The 19473-nt window shown below is 37.1% G+C and carries 17 protein-coding genes; 4 read left to right on the forward strand and 13 right to left on the reverse strand.

What is annotated here, in order from left to right; genetic code table 11:
• Positions 1-11 precede the first annotated feature (11 nt).
• Both BM097_RS00510 and BM097_RS00515 read right to left on the reverse strand, forming a co-directional pair.
• Complete coding sequence (locus BM097_RS00510) at positions 12-1157, reverse strand: CobW family GTP-binding protein (protein ID WP_090544835.1); 1146 nt, start codon at positions 1155-1157, stop codon at positions 12-14.
• A gap of 128 nt (positions 1158-1285) precedes the next feature.
• Entirely contained in the window at positions 1286-2851 is a 1566-nt protein-coding gene (locus BM097_RS00515) for an ABC-F family ATP-binding cassette domain-containing protein (protein ID WP_090544837.1), read from the reverse strand.
• A gap of 163 nt (positions 2852-3014) precedes the next feature.
• Here BM097_RS00515 and BM097_RS00520 point away from each other — a divergent pair, with 163 nt between their 5' ends.
• The 3 genes from BM097_RS00520 to BM097_RS00530 all read left to right on the forward strand — a co-directional run bounded on the left by BM097_RS00520 (position 3015) and on the right by BM097_RS00530 (position 6988).
• Complete coding sequence (locus tag BM097_RS00520; RefSeq protein WP_177197320.1) at positions 3015-4904, forward strand: EAL domain-containing protein; 1890 nt, start codon at positions 3015-3017, stop codon at positions 4902-4904.
• A gap of 187 nt (positions 4905-5091) precedes the next feature.
• Positions 5092-6036 (forward strand): hypothetical protein, encoded by a 945-nt coding sequence (locus BM097_RS00525; protein WP_090544841.1) that lies wholly within the window; start codon positions 5092-5094, stop codon positions 6034-6036.
• 28 nt (positions 6037-6064) lie between these two features.
• Positions 6065-6988: a hypothetical protein gene (locus tag BM097_RS00530; protein ID WP_090544843.1), complete on the forward strand. Its 924-nt coding sequence runs from the start codon at positions 6065-6067 to the stop codon at positions 6986-6988.
• A 473-nt stretch (positions 6989-7461) separates the two neighbouring features.
• Here BM097_RS00530 and BM097_RS00535 read toward each other — a convergent pair whose 3' ends face one another.
• The 10 genes from BM097_RS00535 to BM097_RS00575 form a co-directional block, all read right to left on the reverse strand.
• Positions 7462-7914: a low molecular weight protein-tyrosine-phosphatase gene (locus tag BM097_RS00535; protein ID WP_090544845.1), complete on the reverse strand. Its 453-nt coding sequence runs from the start codon at positions 7912-7914 to the stop codon at positions 7462-7464.
• Positions 7915-8260: 346 nt separating this feature from the next.
• Positions 8261-8593, reverse strand: a complete 333-nt coding sequence (locus tag BM097_RS00540) for a hypothetical protein (protein ID WP_090544847.1) — start codon at positions 8591-8593, stop codon at positions 8261-8263.
• A gap of 42 nt (positions 8594-8635) precedes the next feature.
• The gene (locus tag BM097_RS00545; RefSeq protein WP_090544848.1) at positions 8636-8992 is read right to left on the reverse strand and encodes a plasmid mobilization protein; all 357 of its coding nucleotides are present in this window, start codon (positions 8990-8992) and stop codon (positions 8636-8638) included.
• Positions 8993-9549: 557 nt separating this feature from the next.
• A complete protein-coding gene (locus BM097_RS00550) occupies positions 9550-10668 on the reverse strand; it encodes a DUF6033 family protein (RefSeq protein WP_090544850.1) in 1119 nt (372 codons plus the stop codon).
• Positions 10669-11282: 614 nt separating this feature from the next.
• Entirely contained in the window at positions 11283-11456 is a 174-nt protein-coding gene (locus BM097_RS16000; RefSeq protein WP_143084933.1) for a transcriptional regulator, read from the reverse strand.
• Positions 11457-11489: 33 nt separating this feature from the next.
• On the reverse strand, positions 11490-12089 hold the full coding sequence (locus tag BM097_RS00555; RefSeq protein WP_090544853.1) for a PBECR4 domain-containing protein: 600 nt from the start codon (positions 12087-12089) through the stop codon (positions 11490-11492).
• A gap of 478 nt (positions 12090-12567) precedes the next feature.
• Positions 12568-13707, reverse strand: a complete 1140-nt coding sequence (locus tag BM097_RS00560; RefSeq protein WP_090544855.1) for an alpha/beta hydrolase family protein — start codon at positions 13705-13707, stop codon at positions 12568-12570.
• On the reverse strand, positions 13700-14173 hold the full coding sequence (locus BM097_RS00565; RefSeq protein WP_090544857.1) for a hypothetical protein: 474 nt from the start codon (positions 14171-14173) through the stop codon (positions 13700-13702). The genes BM097_RS00560 and BM097_RS00565 overlap by 8 nt, the downstream gene beginning before the upstream one ends.
• A gap of 321 nt (positions 14174-14494) precedes the next feature.
• Entirely contained in the window at positions 14495-16030 is a 1536-nt protein-coding gene (locus tag BM097_RS00570; protein WP_090544859.1) for an alpha/beta hydrolase family protein, read from the reverse strand.
• A gap of 87 nt (positions 16031-16117) precedes the next feature.
• Positions 16118-17365 carry a DNA polymerase Y family protein gene (locus tag BM097_RS00575; RefSeq protein ID WP_090544861.1) on the reverse strand — a complete coding sequence of 416 codons (1248 nt, stop codon included), beginning with the start codon at positions 17363-17365 and terminating at the stop codon, positions 16118-16120.
• Between the two features lie 125 nt (positions 17366-17490).
• On the opposite strand from BM097_RS00575, the gene BM097_RS00580 reads away from it, so the two are divergent.
• The gene (locus BM097_RS00580) at positions 17491-18390 is read left to right on the forward strand and encodes a tRNA modification radical SAM protein MnmL/YtqA (RefSeq protein ID WP_090544863.1); all 900 of its coding nucleotides are present in this window, start codon (positions 17491-17493) and stop codon (positions 18388-18390) included.
• A gap of 39 nt (positions 18391-18429) precedes the next feature.
• Here the strand turns inward: BM097_RS00580 and BM097_RS00585 are convergent, their stop codons facing one another.
• The gene (locus tag BM097_RS00585; RefSeq protein WP_090544865.1) at positions 18430-19473 is read right to left on the reverse strand and encodes a pyridoxal phosphate-dependent aminotransferase; all 1044 of its coding nucleotides are present in this window, start codon (positions 19471-19473) and stop codon (positions 18430-18432) included.

Here is a 19473-nt window from a genome sequence, read left to right on the forward strand (position 1 = left end):
AAACCTCTATATTACTCTAAGCCAAAAATCTCTTCAATCTTGTGCTCATCAATGTCAGCACCGATAACTACAAGACGTCCTGTGTAATCAGGCTCGCCTGTTCTAAGCTCGTACTCACCGTCAACAAAGTCGAAGTAAATCCATCCGCCGTTAACATCCTCAACCATACCCTTTGAACGGATGATTGTACCGTAGTCATTTGTGTTAGCGAAGGCCTTCATAGCCTTTTCGATAGTAGCCTTTTCGAACTTGTGAGGTGTTTCCTTGCCCCATGTAGTAAATACATCATCTGCATGATGGTGATGATGATGCTCATGGTCGTGGCAACCGCAAGTGCAGTTCTCATCATGCTCATGGTGATGGTGTTCATGCTCATGCTCCTCATGGTCATGGTCGTGATGATGCTCGTGCTCATGCTCCTCGTGATCATGGTCGTGATGATGATGCTCGTGCTCATGCTCCTCGTGGTCATGGTCGTGGTGATGATGCTCGTGCTCATGCTCTTCCTCTTCACGCTCGTGAGCTTCCTCAGCAAGGTGCTTCATATCTGAAGCAAGGTTATCCTGTCCTTCCATTACAGAAAGAAGCTTCTCACCTGTGATTTCATCCCAAGGTGTTGTAATGATAGCAGCCTTTGGATTAAGCTTCTGAATCTGCTTAACGCAGAACTCAAGCTGATCCTCAGTAGCTGTCTGTGAACGTGATAATACTACTGTTGTAGCAAATTCAATCTGGTTGTTAAAGAACTCACCAAAAGCCTTCATCTGCTTAGAAGCCTTAAGTGCATTAACAACTGTAACAAGACCTGTAAGCTTAACATCAGCAGATTCCTCAAGCTTGATAACAGATGTCATAACATCTGAAAGCTTACCAACGCCTGATGGCTCGATAAGAATTCTGTCTGGGCTGAACTTCTCAAGTACCTCATGAAGATTCTTGTCGAAATCTCCAACAAGTGAACAGCAAATGCAGCCTGAGTTCATTTCTGAAATAGTGATACCAGCGTCCTTAAGGAAACCGCCATCGATACCTACTTCACCAAATTCGTTTTCAATAAGAACTACCTTCTCACCCTTGTATGCTTCTTCAAGCATCTTCTTGATGTATGTAGTCTTACCTGCGCCTAAAAAACCTGAAATTATATCAATCTTTGTCATAATGTAACCTTCCTTCCAAAGAAAAATTTATTATCTAAACAACAGTTAATTTTAACACACTATTATAAAAAGTGCTACATTAATAGTGTATAAATTGTACGCAATTAAATTTATCTTTTAATGCAAATTTATAGTACTTTTGTAGTCCACTGACTTACATCCCACACGTCTGTTGCCAAGCCCTCGTAAAACTCTGGCTCATGGCAAACCATAAGTATTGAACCGTTGTATTCCTTAAGGGCACGCTTTAGCTCGTCCTTGGCATCTACATCCAAATGGTTGGTAGGCTCATCAAGAAGAAGTAAATTAGTCTCTCTGTTTAAAAGCTTACATAGTCGAACCTTAGCCTGCTCGCCACCGGAAAGTACACGGCATAAGCTTTCGATGTGCTTTGTTGTAAGACCACACTTTGCAAGGGCGGCACGAACCTCGCTTTGATTATAAGAAGGGAATTCGTTCCATATTTCCTCTATACAGGTTGTGGAAATATGCTGGTCCATCTCCTGCTCAAAGTATCCGATTTCAAGGAACTCGCCCTGATAAACTGTTCCAGAAATTGGTGGAATCAAACCTAAAATACTCTTTAACAGAGTAGTCTTTCCAATACCGTTTGCTCCCGTAAGAACAATCTTCTGCTTTCTTTCCATTTCAAGATTAAGCGGTTTTGATAATGGCTCATTTTTATCGTAACCAATTACCAAATCCTTTGTTGAGAAAATAACACGGCTAGGAGTTCTTGCCTCTTTAAAGTAAAACTCTGGCTTTGGCTTTTCTGCAGCAAGCTCAATCTTATCCATCTTATCAAGCTTCTTCTGACGTGACATAGCCATGTTACGTGTAGCCACGTTTGCCTTGTTTCTTGCCACAAAATCCTTAAGCTCAGCAATTTCCTTTTGCTGTTTATTGTAAGCAGCCTCCAGCTGAGCCTGCTTCATTGCATATACTTCCTGGAATTTATCGTAGTCGCCCACATATCTTTCCAGCTTTTTGTTATCCATGTGGTAAATCAGATTGATAACAGAATTCAAAAATGGCACATCGTGCGAAATAAGGATAAAGGCGTTCTCGTAATCATTCAAATATCTCTTAAGCCATTCAATATGCTCCACATCCAAATAGTTTGTAGGCTCGTCCAAAAGAAGGATGTCTGGCTTTTCCAATAAAAGCTTTGCCATCAAAACCTTGGTACGCTGTCCACCTGAAAGCTCTGTAACATCTCTGTCCAAGCCTAAATCAAGTACACCTAAAGCTCTGGCTACTTCCTCAACCTTGGAATCTATCATATAAAAGTCATGCATTGTAAGAAGGTCTGCAATAGTGCCTGCCTCCTCCATGCGCTTGTTCATTTCATTGTCATCTGTAATATCACCAAGACTAGCGTAGATATCATTCATCTCCGCCTCCATCTCATATAGGAAATCAAAGGCTGAACGAAGTACGTCACCGATAGTCATTCCCTTTTCAAGTACGGTGTGCTGGTCAAGGTATCCTACACGAACCTTTTTTGACCACTCAATCTTGCCCTCGTCTGGCTGAAGCTTTCCTGTAATGATATTCATAAAGGTAGATTTACCTTCGCCGTTTGCGCCTACCAGGCCGATGTGCTCCCCCTTAAGCAATCTGAAGGATACATCCTCAAAAATAGCTCTATCGCCAAATCCATGTGATAAATGCTCTACGTTTAAAATACTCATAATCTATTAATCCATTTCTTAAATTTATTCAGCAACTTGCTTATTCTAACAAAAATTTCCAAAAGATAACACCCATATTTTATAAGACACAGATTGTTCATTGGAGATAATTCCTTAAGCGCAATATAATTGAATATGGGAGATGTTATTTTGGAGACTATGTATGTGGGATTACAGTTTTGCTATACCTAGCATTTTAATATTAGGAATACTTCTACTCAATTATTTTGCCTTGCAAAGATTGCCTATCAAAAAAAATAAGACCTTCGTGGGCTTATTACTAATTGAGACTGTTGTTATTTCCTCTGATATCATAGGCAGCTGGGCTTGTGAGAATTATTTTGATTTGCCAATTTCTACTGTCTACGTATCTAATATGATATTCTTTGTCTTCTTTTTACTAAGAGGATTTTTCTTCTTTGTTCTAACTTGCAATATTTTAGAGCTAAACCCAATAGAAAACCTTGTCAAAACTGTTACATGTAACATACCACTTGTTTTCAGTATATTAGTTGTCCTGTCCACGCCTTGGACAAAAGCTATTTTTTTAGTTAATGAAGATGGATATGCAAGAGGATATGCATATCATTTAATCACCTTCACCTTCCTTTACTACATTCTTTTTTCTATAATAATGGTATTTTCACTGAGGAAATATTATAAACGTCTTAGAGAACTTTACGGGACCATTCTGTATCTCACTATTCTTTTAATTGGGCTCGCATTTAGAATCTTTTTACCTAAATATCTTTTAATGGATACCTTCTGCATAATGGCCATATTGACGATTAATATTATATTCATGAATCCTGACTTTTACATTGATAGGCAAACACGTCTGTTCAACAGAGATGGTATTCGCTTGTACCTAGATGAAAAGTACTCGAAAAAGCATTCAATATTTGCATTTGTAATAGACCATTATGCAGAAACAACGGAAATATATGGTCATAAGCAGATGGATGCTGGTTTATTGTTAATTGGAAATTATTTAAGATGGAAATTTGGAAATACACTAATTTTTTACTGTCGTTCAGGTAGATTCGTTTTTGTTGTAAACAATAATAGCGAGGTTGATACTATCATCGACACACTGATGGAACGATTCAAGAGACCTTGGATTTCAGATGATGTAGAGCTATATCTTAATATCAGCTTTGCAAAAATCAAATGCGATTATCAGGGTTATACCTCTGACAGTATTTTAAATGTTATCGTTAATGCGCTAGAAATAGCCAGCAGCAATAACGAAAAAACCATAATTGACATTGATGACAGAGCATTCATTGAAAACCATGAAACTATCCTTATTAAAAGAGCTTTAGAAAGAGCAACTGAAGATCATAGTGTCGCAATCTTCCTACAGCCCATTGTAGATGCTAAAACCCATGGACTAGTTGGTGCAGAAAGCCTTTGTAGAATTTTTAATTCATCAGGTGAACTGATACCTCCTGATAAATTTATACCTATCGCAGAAAACAATGGCCGAATCTACCAATTAGGTGAGCAGGTTTTTGAAAAGACCTGTGCTTTCATTAGAGACAACGACCTTGAGTCTTTCGGATTAAAATGGATTAATGTAAATCTGTCTACTGCCCAGTTTATGAAAAAGGATTTAGCAGAATCCTTTGAAAGGCTGATAAATGAATACCATATTTCACATGAGAAAATACATTTGGAAATCACAGAGGCTTCTATCACAGATGAATTAATAATGAAAGACCAGATAGAAAAGCTTAAGCAAAAAGGCTTTGAATTATCATTAGATGATTATGGAACAGGATATTCCAACGCAAGCCGTTTAAAACACTTCCCATTCCACAATGTTAAAATTGATATGAGTCTGATTTGGGACTATTGTAATGAACCAGATATCATTCTTCCTACTTTAGTGGAAACCTTTAAACGCTCTGGCTACACCATAACTGCTGAAGGCATTGAAACTGAAGAAATGGCAAATGCCATGACTCAGATTGGTTGTAATTATCTACAGGGAATGCATTTTTCTCTTCCACTGCCAGTTGATGAATTCATTGCAAGATATAAAAAATAGGCTCCTAAAGTGCTAATGTAATTAAGTTAAGACCAAAATTAAGAATAACCCTCAAAGTCGAAAGACCTTGTCAAGTCACTAACTTAACGTCATTGCAGGATTACCAGGGTCTTTTTTACTGTAATGTCCTATATAGTATGTAGAAGATAAGATTCGCGATGGTCATAATTAATTTGGAGGATTAAAGATGAGAAAGAGCTTGTTGCTAATATTAGTCACGCTACTTTTGACAGCCTGTGGTACTACAAGTGCAATAGAAATAGATGACAGCTCTTCGCAAAACAAAACTGAGGCTAAAGGAACTGATAACGTCTATGAATTTAGAGACCCGCAAACCAATAATAGACTTGGTGATCTAATCCTAAATGACGATAATACTATAGAAATTATTGTCGATAATTCAGATGTTACTTATGTTGGTTATGTTGAACCTTATGACTTTTCTCAGAATTATCATATAGTGGCGGCAAAGCCACACACAAATTGGACTCAGATTGCAGAAGGTAAAGACGACAACATTTATTTCATCGATTGTGATGCTATTATTTGTGACTATGCTGAAGATGGTAGCGAATGTTTCTTTTCTACACTTATTGAAAGCGGACCTACATCTGAAGACCCAACAACGCCTTGTCTATTTAAAGAAGGTAAAATAATCGTTGGTGGACAAGCAAACGTAAATCCTGATGAAAATAAACCGAAAGGATACTTTGCTAGATATATCACTATTATTGATGAGAATAATAATGAGCTTTGCAAAATGGCTCAAGTTCATAATTCGGATGGATACATTATTAGTGGCGACTTAAAATTAGATGATATTTCTCTTTCAAAAGGTGATGCTATCTTTTATTCAAAAGACAGACACATATATGGCCCATATGAGAACACATTAACCTTTATGGTTATGGCTGATGATGAAGAAAAAGATATAGAACTTACGTTAGCTTGTGTTGACCCTGACAATGGTCTTTATAAGATTAAATCGCATAGTCTTACAACTGCTAATGACGTAGCAAACTTTGTTAAATATAGATATATGAGTGATATGGACGAAGATGTTACTTATTATGACCAAGATGGTAACGTACTAGAATATGAAGATATTTTAGATTGGAATAATGGATTATAGAATTTTTCATTCAAGGAGGACAAAAAAAATGAAAAAGAACGCGATTAAACGTATTTTAACAACGCTTACAAGTTTAGCACTTGTATTTGTACTCTTTTTTGGTTCTTCGATGCCAGTTGAGGCTGCAAAGAAGTCATCAAAAAGCAAGGCTGTTGTATCACCACAACAGGTAAACTGGGCAGATATTGTAAATATGAGATTTGATTTAAACAAACCTTTACAGTTGCCTCACACAGTGATGAATGATGATTCATTGAATACAGTTACCGAAACACGTAATAACAATATGGGTTATTCTTCAGGTAATGATAGTAAGCGTTTAGAATTATATCATTTTTCAACCGAATTTAACGAATATTATTCTAATCATATGTTTGAATATACTAAAGTATGTGAGGAAGGGGAAAAGGTCTTTAAAGATGTGGATGTTGAAAGAAATGTAGAGGAGCACATTACCTGGGGAACAGATAGTGAAGGAAAACCTGCTGTTTTGTACACAGCAAGATATTTTTTAGATGCTAATAATAAACCTTTTTCTTCAAATTATATCGATTATAGAGTACGTCATGTTCATTTAAGCGGCGCCATGGACTATGCACCTAGCTTGTTTGCCAAAGCAACGGAACATCGAGAATGTATGCTTATTGATTCAAATGGTAATATGCGATTTTTATATAAAACCGATTTTCAACCCATTGATGAACATAGTTACAAAGTAACCGATACATATATTGAATACGACGCAAATCAAAATATAGAAAAGCAGGACTTCGTAGAATATATAAGACAAGAGAATCCTAATTGGGTTATCGATGGTAGTGTAGCTGAAGCTTTAGATAATAAATATATAGATACTTATTTGACACAACAAACAACGGAGCCTTCTGGTAATATAAATTTGGATACCTATCAAAATTTTGATTACTGGGGACTGAATTGTCTTTTTCTTTAATCCATCGTAATATATCATTTATTAAATTAATACAATAAGATTATAACTAGTGATTTTTTGCCCCAGAAGATTTCAAATAAGATAATCTTCTGGGGTATTCTTATGTGAAAATATATTATAAACATTGGAGTTCACTTTAGGTATATCGCGGTACATGTGGTAGTTAGCATATATTCGATTAGCTGCGATAAAATTCTAGGCTCCATTCTCAACTAACATATTAAATTGAATATGGTAACAACAACCAATTCGTAGTTACTTGGCAAAAAGACGTAGTTCATTATGAATCACTCGATATCGACATTTTCTATGACTACAATGGAAATATCGTAGCATATTGGGATTATACAAATGATTGTGCAGTACCTGATTGACCTATATATGACAGATGTGAGAGTAATGACCTTTTATACTAATTAGTGAAGAAGACTTATGGTTTTTGTATCATAAGTCTTTCTTCTTATTGCATATTTTTAATATCCCAGCTGCTTCAAAAGGCCCTCACAGCCTCTTAATACATCATCGTAGCATACATCAAATTTTCTTGTGTACCATGGATCATCAATATCACGAGGTCTATCAGTGAAATCTAATAATCTGTATATCTTATTATCCCTGTCCTCACCAAATTCATAATGAAGGTCACGCATGTTTTCTGCATCCATACCTATGATATAGTCAAAATCTCTATATTCATCTTTTCTGATATGGCGTGCACCATAGCCACTACAATCGATGCCCTTTTCATTTAATAGCTGTCTCACAGGAGGATAAACGGGATTTCCAATTTCCTCGTAGGTCATAGCGGCGCAATCTATATAAAAATCCTCTGCTATTCCTCGCTTATCTACTATATCCTGCATAACATATTTAGCCATTGGCGAACGACAAATGGAGCCATGGCAAACAAATAGTATTTTGTACATATCTTAAAACCCCGTATTTCTGGGCTTTATAGCCCTTTTTGTATATTAATAACTTAGTATAATTTAGCATATTTTGGCATAGTTTTTTAGGCTTTAGGTATAAATGCCGATCCTCTTTAATAAATTTTAAAAACTTACGCTCGTTCTCAGGTGTCAATGCATCTCTTCTAACTGAGTCATTGACAATAACATTACTTGTATTATACATATTACTTGATGCTAAAGAAAGCCCATAAAACCTATATAACTGCCATTTCATCCAATCGTTCCGCAAATTTTTCTCTTTTCATCTTTACTCCTTTCCTTTTCTTTGCTTGATTAACCTGTATCTATCTAACCTGAATTGTCAAGGATGCCCCGAAGGGGCTCTTGCGAAGTCCTTGATGGTTGGCTCAGTATAAATTAAAGCTGCTATTCCAATCATCACTACATTTGCAATTGCTATTGTTTTCCCATCCTCATCAGCATTAATAATATCCACCACTCTTGATAGAGCCTTATAGATTCCAATTAGAGGAAATCCGTAAACAATAATAGATAAAGTAAACCAAACTATCATATGGACTGCAGCTTGAAGTACAATCTTGCCATTAGATTCTGCAACATTGATTTTGTTTCCAACAGCGTACCCAAGCTTTACTATTAGACTAAAACTATTTAATATAAGACCTCTTGCCAAGAGTGCTATATCAATTTCTCATTGCCCCATGACTTTTTGTCGTTAAATTGACAGCCTTGTTAATCGCCAGTTTTTATTCACCTCATTTCTAAAACTTGCTACATCATTTGCTATCTCCGCCAATTTTATTGCGGTTGGAAGTGCTCCTTGACCATTAGCAACATGTGCCAGTTGATTTACATTTGTTCCAATTCCTCTTAGTTGCCTATAAAAATCCTCTAGCCATTTACTATGATCACGAAGAATATTTATCTCCTCTTGTGAGGCAACTTTTCCTTCCAAGGCAGCATGAATGATATATGATTGCATCGATAGACCTGATTGCTTCACTTTTCTCTGAAGCTTGTCGTACTCTTTGGTGTTCATGCGGATGTAGACTGCATGATTTCGCTTACGCATATTTTTTCTCCTTTCTACATACTGCGACAGGGGTTCCAAGGGGGGCGAAGACTAAGTTCACCCCGCTATATATAAAATGGCCCACTTTTTAAATTTTGGTACACCTTGCTTAAAATTTTTTTGAAAAAATTACATTTTCTTAATTTTCCAGCCTTCGCATTATGCTTGGACAAGCTTGTTAGTCCTGCTTTTTTCCAATAATTTCAATTAATGGAGCGTTAAGTATAAATAATGGAAAAATCTCTGCTGAACTAAGGCAAAAAAATTCCATTAATTGGAATTAACATTACGTTAACTCCGATTAATGGAAAAAATTATGTACGCCTTTAAAAGGCGTATCAATTATGTCATTCGTTTATTTTGGTACTAGTTTTACATAGGTAAATCCTCCGGATTGGAGGATTAATTGATACTATTTGAGTGGACGTTTAAATTGGTACTACATTCTTACTAACTTGAAATAATCTTTTAAGATACCGTGGTAGTTAATATTTTGACAAACCTTATATCAAAAGCAACCCTTTTCACATTATGATATGTGTTAAGGGTTGCTTTTCTTATGAATTCATAAAGTTTATAGCTATCTGCTTAAGCACATCAAGCATGCCATTATATTTCAAATAGCTTGGATAATTACCAAAATCATATTGCACTTGCATAATATCCTCCCCCAATTTAAGTGCATCAAACTTATCTGAGGAATATTCGGACATAATTGCTAAGTCTCTAATACATGTATCTTTGGGTAGCTGATTTGTGTCTGATAAATATTCATCTAATGCAAGTAGTTCTTCCGATGAAGCATTTCTAGGATTAACTCTTTTGGGATCAATTATGCGTGAATTGGTAATTTCACCATCCTTTGAAGTATCTACACGATATAAATACTCTCCGTCATCGCCTACACTCTTGTATACCTGCATTTCAATATCAGTAATAGCCCAATGAATATATCCCGTACCTTTTTCAAAATGAATTTCCCGCTGTTGACCTTCTTTCGACGGATTCAATTCATCTCTCTTGACAGCACAGTTTTCTGTCATTTTTAGATATATTTCTATAAGGTCAGCTTTCTGTTGTTCTAATGCTTGCCCTGCCTTCTTTTGATACTCATAATCTGCCCACATCCTTTTTACTTCCTCTTCAGTTGAAAAGCTTCCATGCCCATAAAGAGTACTAGGTGCAAGCTCACCGTTATTATCTTCTAGAACGTGGGCAAAGCAACTCATTCCTTCTTGAGCAGCATGCTGTTGATATCCTACTTGTTGCCTTTCTAAATTCTCAATATAAGAATAAACTATCTCTTTGTAGACAGTATCTTTCTGCATATTCTCAATTACTTTTTTATCTATAATAATGCTACACTGACCTAAACTTCCAAAATTATTCCCTACCTGGTTAAAGCTATTGTTATAGCCTAAGTTAGGCGGATTATTTGTATTTTTTAAGCTGATTTCCATATCCTCTAGGCGAAAACTTATATTAGGATATTTTTTACATAAATCATGATAGTAGTTAAGAATTGAGTCAGAATCATCGCTACTTTTATTCAAAGATATAGAAGTTCCTGTGGATATTTTTATCTGAGGATCTACTTTATTTGCTTTGCCATATGTTTGTTTGTAAGCAACGCTTATACTTGATATATAGCTTGATGTAGAACTACCTATTTCCATATAACTCCTTTCTGCAGCTCATCTGTCAGTCAAAGCTGCTCCGCTCTCCAGAAAGGCCCGAGCGGTAAATTTAATATCTAAAAAAAGCACTTATCCCAACTTCACTCCGTTGATATAAGCGCTTCCTTAGCCTTAAAAAATACCTACAATTATCCTATCGACAGATTCAATTTATTTATAATCAGCAACGTTACTAATGTTTTTCTTAATTTATTAGACATTTTACACTAAAAAGTATTTAAATATAGCTTACTTAGACTTTTAAAGGAGAGCATCACTGCCCTCCTTGTTTCATTATTCACTATTCAATTATCTCAGCTATATACTGTAGCAAGAATCAAATGTCATGTGCCAATAAATTATTGCTTTTTCCTACACCGCACCATTATAATCCTACCCCAAAATCATGACATTTTTTTGACGCTCCCACCGCCCTCAGCCACCTACCCCCTGTCTCCCATCTCACACAATGGCACCACTTCGTCACCGAAAATTTAGCACTTGGCACAGAATCTTTCACTACTCCGATAAATTTGCTTTTATATGAAAACAAGGCGGCATCATTGCCGCCTTGTACTTGACCTATACATACAAATTATTGTCTTTGAAACTACTTAGAAATAAATTTTTCTATCGTTATCTGCTATTTCAAGATTGCTAACTGCCTGCTCGAGCGAAAGTTCCACCTCCTTACCCATAGATGCAACTCTTTTATCACTTTCTGCTATTTCCTCAGGTGTAAATAATTCACTTCGTACCGTTTCCCAGTTTGTAAATTTTTCACTCACTGCATATTACTCCTATGAATAATCTGATCAAAATCAATCTTTATAGTTTTGATGCCTAAAAAGCTCTTCTTTGTTACCATCTTCAATTTTTTCTTTTAACATCAAATATCTCTTCCCACCCCAATATGAAGTTTTTGACTTTGGGAAGCAAGAAACTATTCCGTAATAGTCCTCATTTTTTCTACGTCGAATAAAAATATAATACTCTTCATCAGAATCATTTCTTTTGCACGAAATAAGATAATCCGCCTTAATAAAGGTCCTATTATCATGCTGCAACTTAAAAATTGATATCGAAAAAATATTTGAATCCAAATAATCTTCTATTGACGAAGCTAACTCAATTCTATGTTTAATATTATAGCTCAATTCATCGTTATCATAATAATCGCTCTTTTCAAGATATTCATCTGTAATCAACCCACTATTGATACTAGAAATAAGCTTTTTCTTATTTTTTGGAATTGCAATGTCAGTCAAATGTTGCAAACCCAATATGTGAAATAAATCCTCATCATAAAAATTTAAATCAATCTGTTCGAGCGGTTTATTTTTCCCTCCAGACAAAACAATTCTATATTCTATTTTCTTTAAATGTTCAAAGGAACTAGCAACATCACTTAATAAACTCATTATATACCCTAAAAATGCCTTGCATTGCTGCAAGGCATTTTCTAATCAAAATATGTAACTTTCTTTCACTTATAAAAGCTAGGTGTGCTATGGTAAGTTACCACCTTTATAGTCCTCCACGTTCACCGCTTCACACCACGGCTCGCGTCTCACAGGAGCGTCCTCTTTAACCTCGGGACCAAGGAAGAAGATATCTTCTTGACATTATATTACCACGATTCTCGCCACTATTCAACGCATTTTACACTTTTTAAAATCGAAAAAAATTGCTAAAGAAAAGCTCTTCCACTTGTCTAAATTTTATTCATAAATATTCAGGTATAACCCCGGTATAAATTAATTTTTCAACATGCCTTCTGATACTATTTTTAAGGGATTCTAGACATACTATTCATATGCAACCGTGGCAAACGAATAAAACTTTTATCGGCATTTCTTACCTCCAAAACTGCATCAAATTGCTTCAGTTTACGCCGTTTTACGGCTGATACTCCTTAAAAGTAACAAATTCATTGCTTTCAAAAGTCGGTTTGTCTTTTACCTTCTTAAGATATGTATCAAAGAATTCCAGGTGAATACCACACATAGTATTGTGAGTAATATCAGGATCTGATTTCCCCACCTGGGATTTAAGCGGTATAGCATACTTCATATCAGAGAAGCCCAAGTGCTCCATATCTTTAAGCACTGCATGATATGCTACATTTTTATTCTTAATAAATGCAACAGTAACAGCTGTTTTATCCTTTTCACAATTCATCTGAAGAAACGGTGTTGTAATACTCTTTCCGTCATGGTTTCCGAATAATGCACCATCCATATTAATTCCGCAGGTAAAGGTTTCCGGTTCGTCTTCACAAAGAGCATAGGCAGTTGCGCCTCCAAAAGAATGTCCGCTAACACCTACTCCGTTTTCAAAGTCAATAATGCCTGAATAATGTTCCTTAAGATATGTTAATGCCGCTTTCGTATCCATTTCCCATTCAGGTATCCTCTCAATCATATATCCATTATATTTTTTTTGAGTTGCATCAAATCTTTCCCAAAGTTCTTCATTGGTTCCCTTGGCTTTCTGAAGTTGCAATAAAGCAATAGTGCCTGGAATCAATGGGGAATACGCTTTTGATATTATTCCCTTCGCCAGTTTATATACTGTTCCATCATCTAACTCAGTTATCATTCCTTCATACGGATGTCCTAAGGATGCCACGATATAGCCATGCGATGCAAGTTCAATATAAAGATATGTATGTGCTTCAATAAACGAGCCGAATCCATGATTAAACAGAATAAGCGGAAAACGTTCACCCTCTATAAAAGGGGCATTTTCATAGCATTCGTAACGATTAGTTCCGTCACTTTCCACCTTTTCATATTTAAGAGGAACAAAATAATTTTTCCTGATTGCGTCAATGGTTGCCTTACTCATATAACGCGCTTTAGGAAGTTCTTTCACAGACTCTTTATCAGCCGGATAGAAGACTTTTACCGGTATGGATCTCTTACTTCCAATAGCATTATACATTGTCTCTTCACGATCATTTTTAATCGTAAAAGAAAAAGTCCCCACAGCATATTCGCCTGTCGGCACTGGCTTATTAATCTTTTTCTTACTCATCGACTTTTCCTCCGAATAGTAAAATAATGGATTTGGCAAGTGTTCTAAATGCCTCTTTGGGCTTTACCCTTATCGCAAGGTTGCCTGTCTCATAATTCGCCTGCAGTATGCAAACCTTCTCAATACCGGAAAATGATACTGACAGGAAAGTGCCGATTTCTTCCGGAGTACACTTCATCCGATATCCCTGTTTTTGAGCTTTTTCCACCATTTTGGGAAGAATATAAAAAAGTATCCTCTCTGTTTTTCCGCTTCCGGAAGTTCCTGCCATAATTTTCGCCATTCTCTCAGGATTGTTCACTGCTAAAGATCCGAAATCAAAATTGATTTTCTGAATATCCATCAGGTGTTCCTCCATTACTTCCCCCAGTATGTCACAGGTACGGTACGTAATTTCCTCGAAGGACAAATCTGCTTCATTCGAGATTTTTTCAACACGCTCATATGTGTCATATTCTTTTCTCATCATCGTCACCATATCGACAAGTATATCATGATGATGATAGCGGTGCCTGACTGATCAGTTCAAGTACCACAACACATCCCCGTGTCCAGTATCTTGAAAACTCCGTTTTTTCAAGCTTTCTTACTTAACCTTCCCAGCTTTGCGTTTTTTTATAGTATACGTATCGCATCCACGCAGTCAAGCCACTGATGGCCCAGACAATACCTACCGACCACCAGATTGTACACCTGTTGAAATAAATTGCCTATCAACATTGGCACAGAAAACATTAATATGAGAGAAATTGGATTGCCCTCTGTCATATTTAAAACTGCTGATTTGTTATTTTGTAAATGTTGAAATAAAGTTCCAAGCCACCTCACAGGTATGCTCTCTACATTCATGGATTTGATTGTCAACACTTCCAAAGGCTGTACGACAAACTCCATCTTCACTATCATAATAATTAACTGTTAGAACGCCTCCTGTAGATGGGTCTTTAAACTCTTCTACTCTGTCACCAGGTATGCCGTAGATTTTGTCCTCCCAGTTGTCCTTATCTGAAAAGTCCACATCAAAATTGATTTTAAGCTTATTTACAGAGGCTGCATATTTGATTCGCTCCAATGATTCATCAGCCTGGAATGGAAGCTCTGGCAATGGTGATTTTACGCCACCAGCATAAAAGATAGGAACTGATACAGATGTATTCATACCAGGGTCCCCAAGTGATTTACCAAATGGATTATTCTTTACTGGAAACAGCGCACTTTGAGGTGCTACTGCAGCAAATACATCTGGATATTCCTGGAACATATCCCAGGTCTTGGCACTTCCCATTGAAAAGCCTGTTGCATAAATGCGCTTTTCGTCGATGTCATATCTCTTCTTAAGATTTTCAATCATTTCGATAGCTTTTGTAGGTGTAACATTTTGATGATTTTCAATAGCCACAAAAAGGAAGCCGTGCTTGTGGCATACCTCCCACCAGCCTGATACATAGGTCAAGAACAAAGCTGAATCTCCACCACCATGAAAGCCTATCACAAGAGGAGCTGGACCATTATCAAAGGTATCCTTGTTGTAGTATGCAAAATAGCCCTCTCCAGGCTCTGCCACCATTCCGATTTCCTCAAAATCTAGCTCGATTTCAACCTTGCCGCACCACATTTTATATTTCCATACAAAGCTCTTAAAATCTGCCTGATAATCTGATTTATCCTTAATCAAAAGATGCTCGCAAGCATCAAAGGCTTTGTTAATCTCGTCTGAATTGCCTACGCTGATAATTGCAATATCCTTGCGCTCCACCTTAGGCTCAACCGAAAGGCCTTCCATGGAAACCAAAACTGGTGTAATCTCACCTGGTCCCCAAAGGTATTCTCCTTGGATAGTCTGAATAAGATTTCTCGCACAATAATCTGCTGATTTACCAAAGCTGTAAATATCTGCTCTATAAATAGCACCGCGAATATAATATCCTCTAAACTGCTTGTTAGGGAAATCGTAGTACTCAACAATTCCATCCTCATATCTTGGATCGATTTTGGTATTTGCAATGAGCTCCTGATAGAGACTTACATCTGCCTTATCCCAGCCACCCTCGCAGGTAGGATATACAAATAAAACGCTAGAATCGAAGGATGCTGCAATAGCTGCCAATCCTGAAGCTTCAGCAAAGTCTATAGCCTCCTGCTCTGTTTTTCTTGTTTCCTCAAATACTAATAAAAGTGGCGCCTTAAAGCCATAGTTAAGTACAGTTCCGTCAATGTCTGTTTTTGGAACATAAGCCTTTAAATAAAAATGTTCATATTCATGCTCCCAAAACTTTCCACCATCTAAAAGCTTCTTAACTGTTGGTCTAATCATTATTCCCATATATAATTCCCCCTTTTAATGATATTAAATACTACTATTTCAGGAGGAATTTAAACACCTACTTTCTTTAGAAAAAACCTTGATGAATTATGACTTCTTATTTCTATTCATTTCCTGCTCTGCCTTATGGCGCCTATTGATACTTCTGCTTGTATCGATTGTACTGGCTCTTTGAACAGATGCATTACCAAATTTACCTCTGATGGAATCTAAGGCTCCATCAAGAGCCTTTCGCTTTTCCTTATTTTCATCGGTAAACAGACTGAGCTGCTCAAAGCCATCTCTATCTATATCACTGATGGAAAGGCCGATTAATCTAAGTGGCTCTCCCCTCCAGCTTTCTCTCATAAGCCTTTTGGCTGTCTGATATATAACCTCTGTAACATCTGTGGCCTCGGAAAGCTTAACCTGATGAGACTTATTAACAAAATCAAGATTTCTATAGGTCACCCCTACGCATCTGCATCTAGCTCCATCTGCTCGCATTCTGGCTGCCACCACATCGGCCTGCGCCAAAAGCAATCTATTTATGGATTCCAAATCCTCCAAATCATCCTCTACTGTATTTTCCGCAGAATAGCCCTTTGCATCCTCTGGCTCGTCTATAACAGGTGAATCATCAATTCCATTAGCATATTCGTGGAAATGATTTGCCGCTCTTTCTCCAAGTACCATGGCAAGCTGCTCCACGGGAGTATGAGCAAGCTCACCAATAGTATTTATGTTAAGACTCTTTAGCCTGACAGTGGATGATTTTCCACAGGAAAACAAATCTGAAACTGGCAGTGGCCACATCTTTTTAGGAATCTCCTCCATAAATAATGTGTGAACCTTATTAGGCTTTTCAAAATCAGAAGCCATTTTGGCGCAAAGCTTATTAGAGCCTATTCCAACATTTACAGTGAAGCCCAGCTCACTGAAAATCCTATCCTTTATTTCATGAGCTGTAGCAATAGGGTCAGGATAAATCAAATGCATCCCTGACATATCAAGGAAAACCTCATCTATGGAAAACGACTGCATGGAAGGTGTATACTCCTGACAAATAGCCTTGAAGGCCCTGGAGCATTTTACATACCAATCAAAATTAGAGCCTGCAATAACTAGATTAGGACATTTCCTAAGAGCTGCACTAACAGGCTCCCCCGTGACAATGCCATATTTTTTGGCAGAGATAGATTTGGCAGCTACTATGCTCCTTCTAGAAGATGGATCACCACCAACAACAGATGGAATTTCACGCAAATCAGGGCCGCCGTTTTTTAGCATTTCAACAGCCGACCAAGATACAAACGCACTATTAACATCTACATGAAAAATCAATCTCTCGCTCATAACTTACCTCTGCATATATAATACAACATCTACTGGCAAATGCAAACAAATGTTTTGTATCCTTTAACCTTGAGTCTATACTATTTGCGGTTGAAAAATCCTGAAAAAGCCGATATCATCTAGTCATGAATTATACGAGCTTATCAGATTATCTCAAAAGTAAATATGGAACAAAGGTTTACAAGCTATCACTTTCATCAGGCTGCACCTGCCCTAACAGAGATGGTACTATTTCTTATGGTGGATGCATTTTTTGCTCTGAAGGTGGTTCCGGAGATTTTGCTGCAAAGGGAATGGATTTGGATAAACAGATTGCCTTTGCAAAAGAAAAGGTAGATGCAAAGATTTCCTCTAAAATCCCTGCAGGTGAACGCAAATACATTGCCTACTTCCAGTCCTTTACAAACACCTACGGTGATGAGGAATATCTCAAGGGATTATTTAAAAAGGTATTAGATTATCCAGAAATCGTGGGACTTTCTATTGGTACAAGACCAGATTGCCTATCTGATGAAATGATAGCCTTCCTAAGTGAGCTGAACAAAAACAAAGAGGTTTGGGTGGAGCTAGGGCTTCAGACTATTCACGAAAATACAGCAAAGCTCATTAATCGAGGCTACGAATTGCCTGTTTTCGAGGATGCATACAAAAGGCTGACAGCTTTTGGGCTAAAGGTGGTAGTTCATGTGATTTTGGGACTTCCTGGTGAATCAGATGATGACATAGTTGAAACTGTAAAATATTTGGCAGGACTTACTCCTACTCTATTTGGAATTAAGCTCCAGCTGCTTCATGTGCTTAAGGGTACAAAGTTGGCTGATATGTTCGAAGAAAATCCATTTCGTATTTACGAATTGCAGGAGTACTGTGAAATTGTTGGACGCTGCCTAAAAGAAATTCCTGAAGAAACAATTATTCATCGTCTCACTGGTGATGGTCCAAAAAAGCTCCTTATTGCACCCCTATGGAGTGGCAACAAAAAGCTCGTAATGAACACTATGCGAAGCTACATTGCTAAGCTGTAGCCATACAGATGCACTTAAAGCTACCACACCTAAGTGGCATTAATCATTTAATATATTTTCAATGGCCGAAATCAAGCCACTATTCTCATTGTTTAGCTTGATTGCAACTCGATAATAGCCTTCCCCAAGCCCTATATAATCGGAACAATCTCTTATTAAAATATTGTATTCAAGTAATCTTTGGGCAAGGTCCTTTTTTTCTGTTTTAAACAGAATATAATTGGCATCTGTAGGATATACCTTAAGTCCTAGCAAAGCCAAGGCTTCTGTAAGATATTTTCTCTCGGCGTTAATAGTTCTTACAGAATCACTTATATAATCTGTATGCTTTAAGCATTCTGCACCAGCCATCTGAGCAAAAATAGATAGATTCCATTCTGGGAGATGGGCTTTGATGCTATCTGCAAGTATTTTCTTAGAACAGATTGCATAGCCTAATCTAACTCCAGGTATGGCAAAGGTTTTGGTGAAGGCTCTCAGCACTACAAGTGATTTGTATTTTCTAATATTGTAGGCTAACGAAAGCTCCTTTTCCCTACCCGTAAGAGTGATAAAGCACTCATCCAAAATCACTGTACAGCCCACACTCTCGCAGGCAAGAATGATTCTTTCCAGCAAATCCTTTTCAACCAAAAGTCCATTAGGGTTATTGGGATTGGTAAGAAAAAGCACCTTTGGCTTTTCTGATTTAATTGCATCGATTATATCATCGGTAAGTCTGAAGGAATCAGCCTCCTTAAGTTCATGATAAACTATATCGCACTTGCCACAGGCTCCTGTCAGACAATACTCGTAGCCTGAAAAACAAGGCGCAATTAGCATAGCCTTTTTTGGCATAATTGCATGGCATATAGCCATAATGATTTCTGAGGCACCGTTTCCATAAACCACCATGTCCTCTAGAACATCAAAAATCTTGGCTGTTTCCCCTATTAATCTCTCATGACTAATATCTGGATATCTGACGGCATGAAGAGCCGCCTCTGTAAGAACCCACTGAACCTCTGAAGGCACTCCCAGTGGGTTTGTATTGACCGAAAAATCGAAATGAATACTATTTCTATAAATGTCACCGCCGTGCAT

It is taken from the genome of Pseudobutyrivibrio sp. OR37 (assembly GCF_900113655.1).
Taxonomy (GTDB): domain Bacteria; phylum Bacillota; class Clostridia; order Lachnospirales; family Lachnospiraceae; genus Pseudobutyrivibrio.

Coding starts and splice junctions, on each gene's coding strand:
- BM097_RS00510 (WP_090544835.1), bottom strand. CDS start 1,157: ATGACAAAGATTGATATAATTTCAGGTTTTTTAGGCGCAGGTAAGACT.
- BM097_RS00515 (WP_090544837.1), bottom strand. CDS start 2,851: ATGAGTATTTTAAACGTAGAGCATTTATCACATGGATTTGGCGATAGA.
- BM097_RS00520 (WP_177197320.1), top strand. CDS start 3,015: ATGTGGGATTACAGTTTTGCTATACCTAGCATTTTAATATTAGGAATA.
- BM097_RS00525 (WP_090544841.1), top strand. CDS start 5,092: ATGAGAAAGAGCTTGTTGCTAATATTAGTCACGCTACTTTTGACAGCC.
- BM097_RS00530 (WP_090544843.1), top strand. CDS start 6,065: ATGAAAAAGAACGCGATTAAACGTATTTTAACAACGCTTACAAGTTTA.
- BM097_RS00535 (WP_090544845.1), bottom strand. CDS start 7,914: ATGTACAAAATACTATTTGTTTGCCATGGCTCCATTTGTCGTTCGCCA.
- BM097_RS00545 (WP_090544848.1), bottom strand. CDS start 8,992: ATGCGTAAGCGAAATCATGCAGTCTACATCCGCATGAACACCAAAGAG.
- BM097_RS00550 (WP_090544850.1), bottom strand. CDS start 10,668: ATGGAAATAGGTAGTTCTACATCAAGCTATATATCAAGTATAAGCGTT.
- BM097_RS00555 (WP_090544853.1), bottom strand. CDS start 12,089: ATGAGTTTATTAAGTGATGTTGCTAGTTCCTTTGAACATTTAAAGAAA.
- BM097_RS00560 (WP_090544855.1), bottom strand. CDS start 13,707: ATGAGTAAGAAAAAGATTAATAAGCCAGTGCCGACAGGCGAATATGCT.
- BM097_RS00565 (WP_090544857.1), bottom strand. CDS start 14,173: ATGAGAAAAGAATATGACACATATGAGCGTGTTGAAAAAATCTCGAAT.
- BM097_RS00570 (WP_090544859.1), bottom strand. CDS start 16,030: ATGGGAATAATGATTAGACCAACAGTTAAGAAGCTTTTAGATGGTGGA.
- BM097_RS00575 (WP_090544861.1), bottom strand. CDS start 17,365: ATGAGCGAGAGATTGATTTTTCATGTAGATGTTAATAGTGCGTTTGTA.
- BM097_RS00580 (WP_090544863.1), top strand. CDS start 17,491: ATGAATTATACGAGCTTATCAGATTATCTCAAAAGTAAATATGGAACA.
- BM097_RS00585 (WP_090544865.1), bottom strand. CDS start 19,473: ATGCACGGCGGTGACATTTATAGAAATAGTATTCATTTCGATTTTTCG.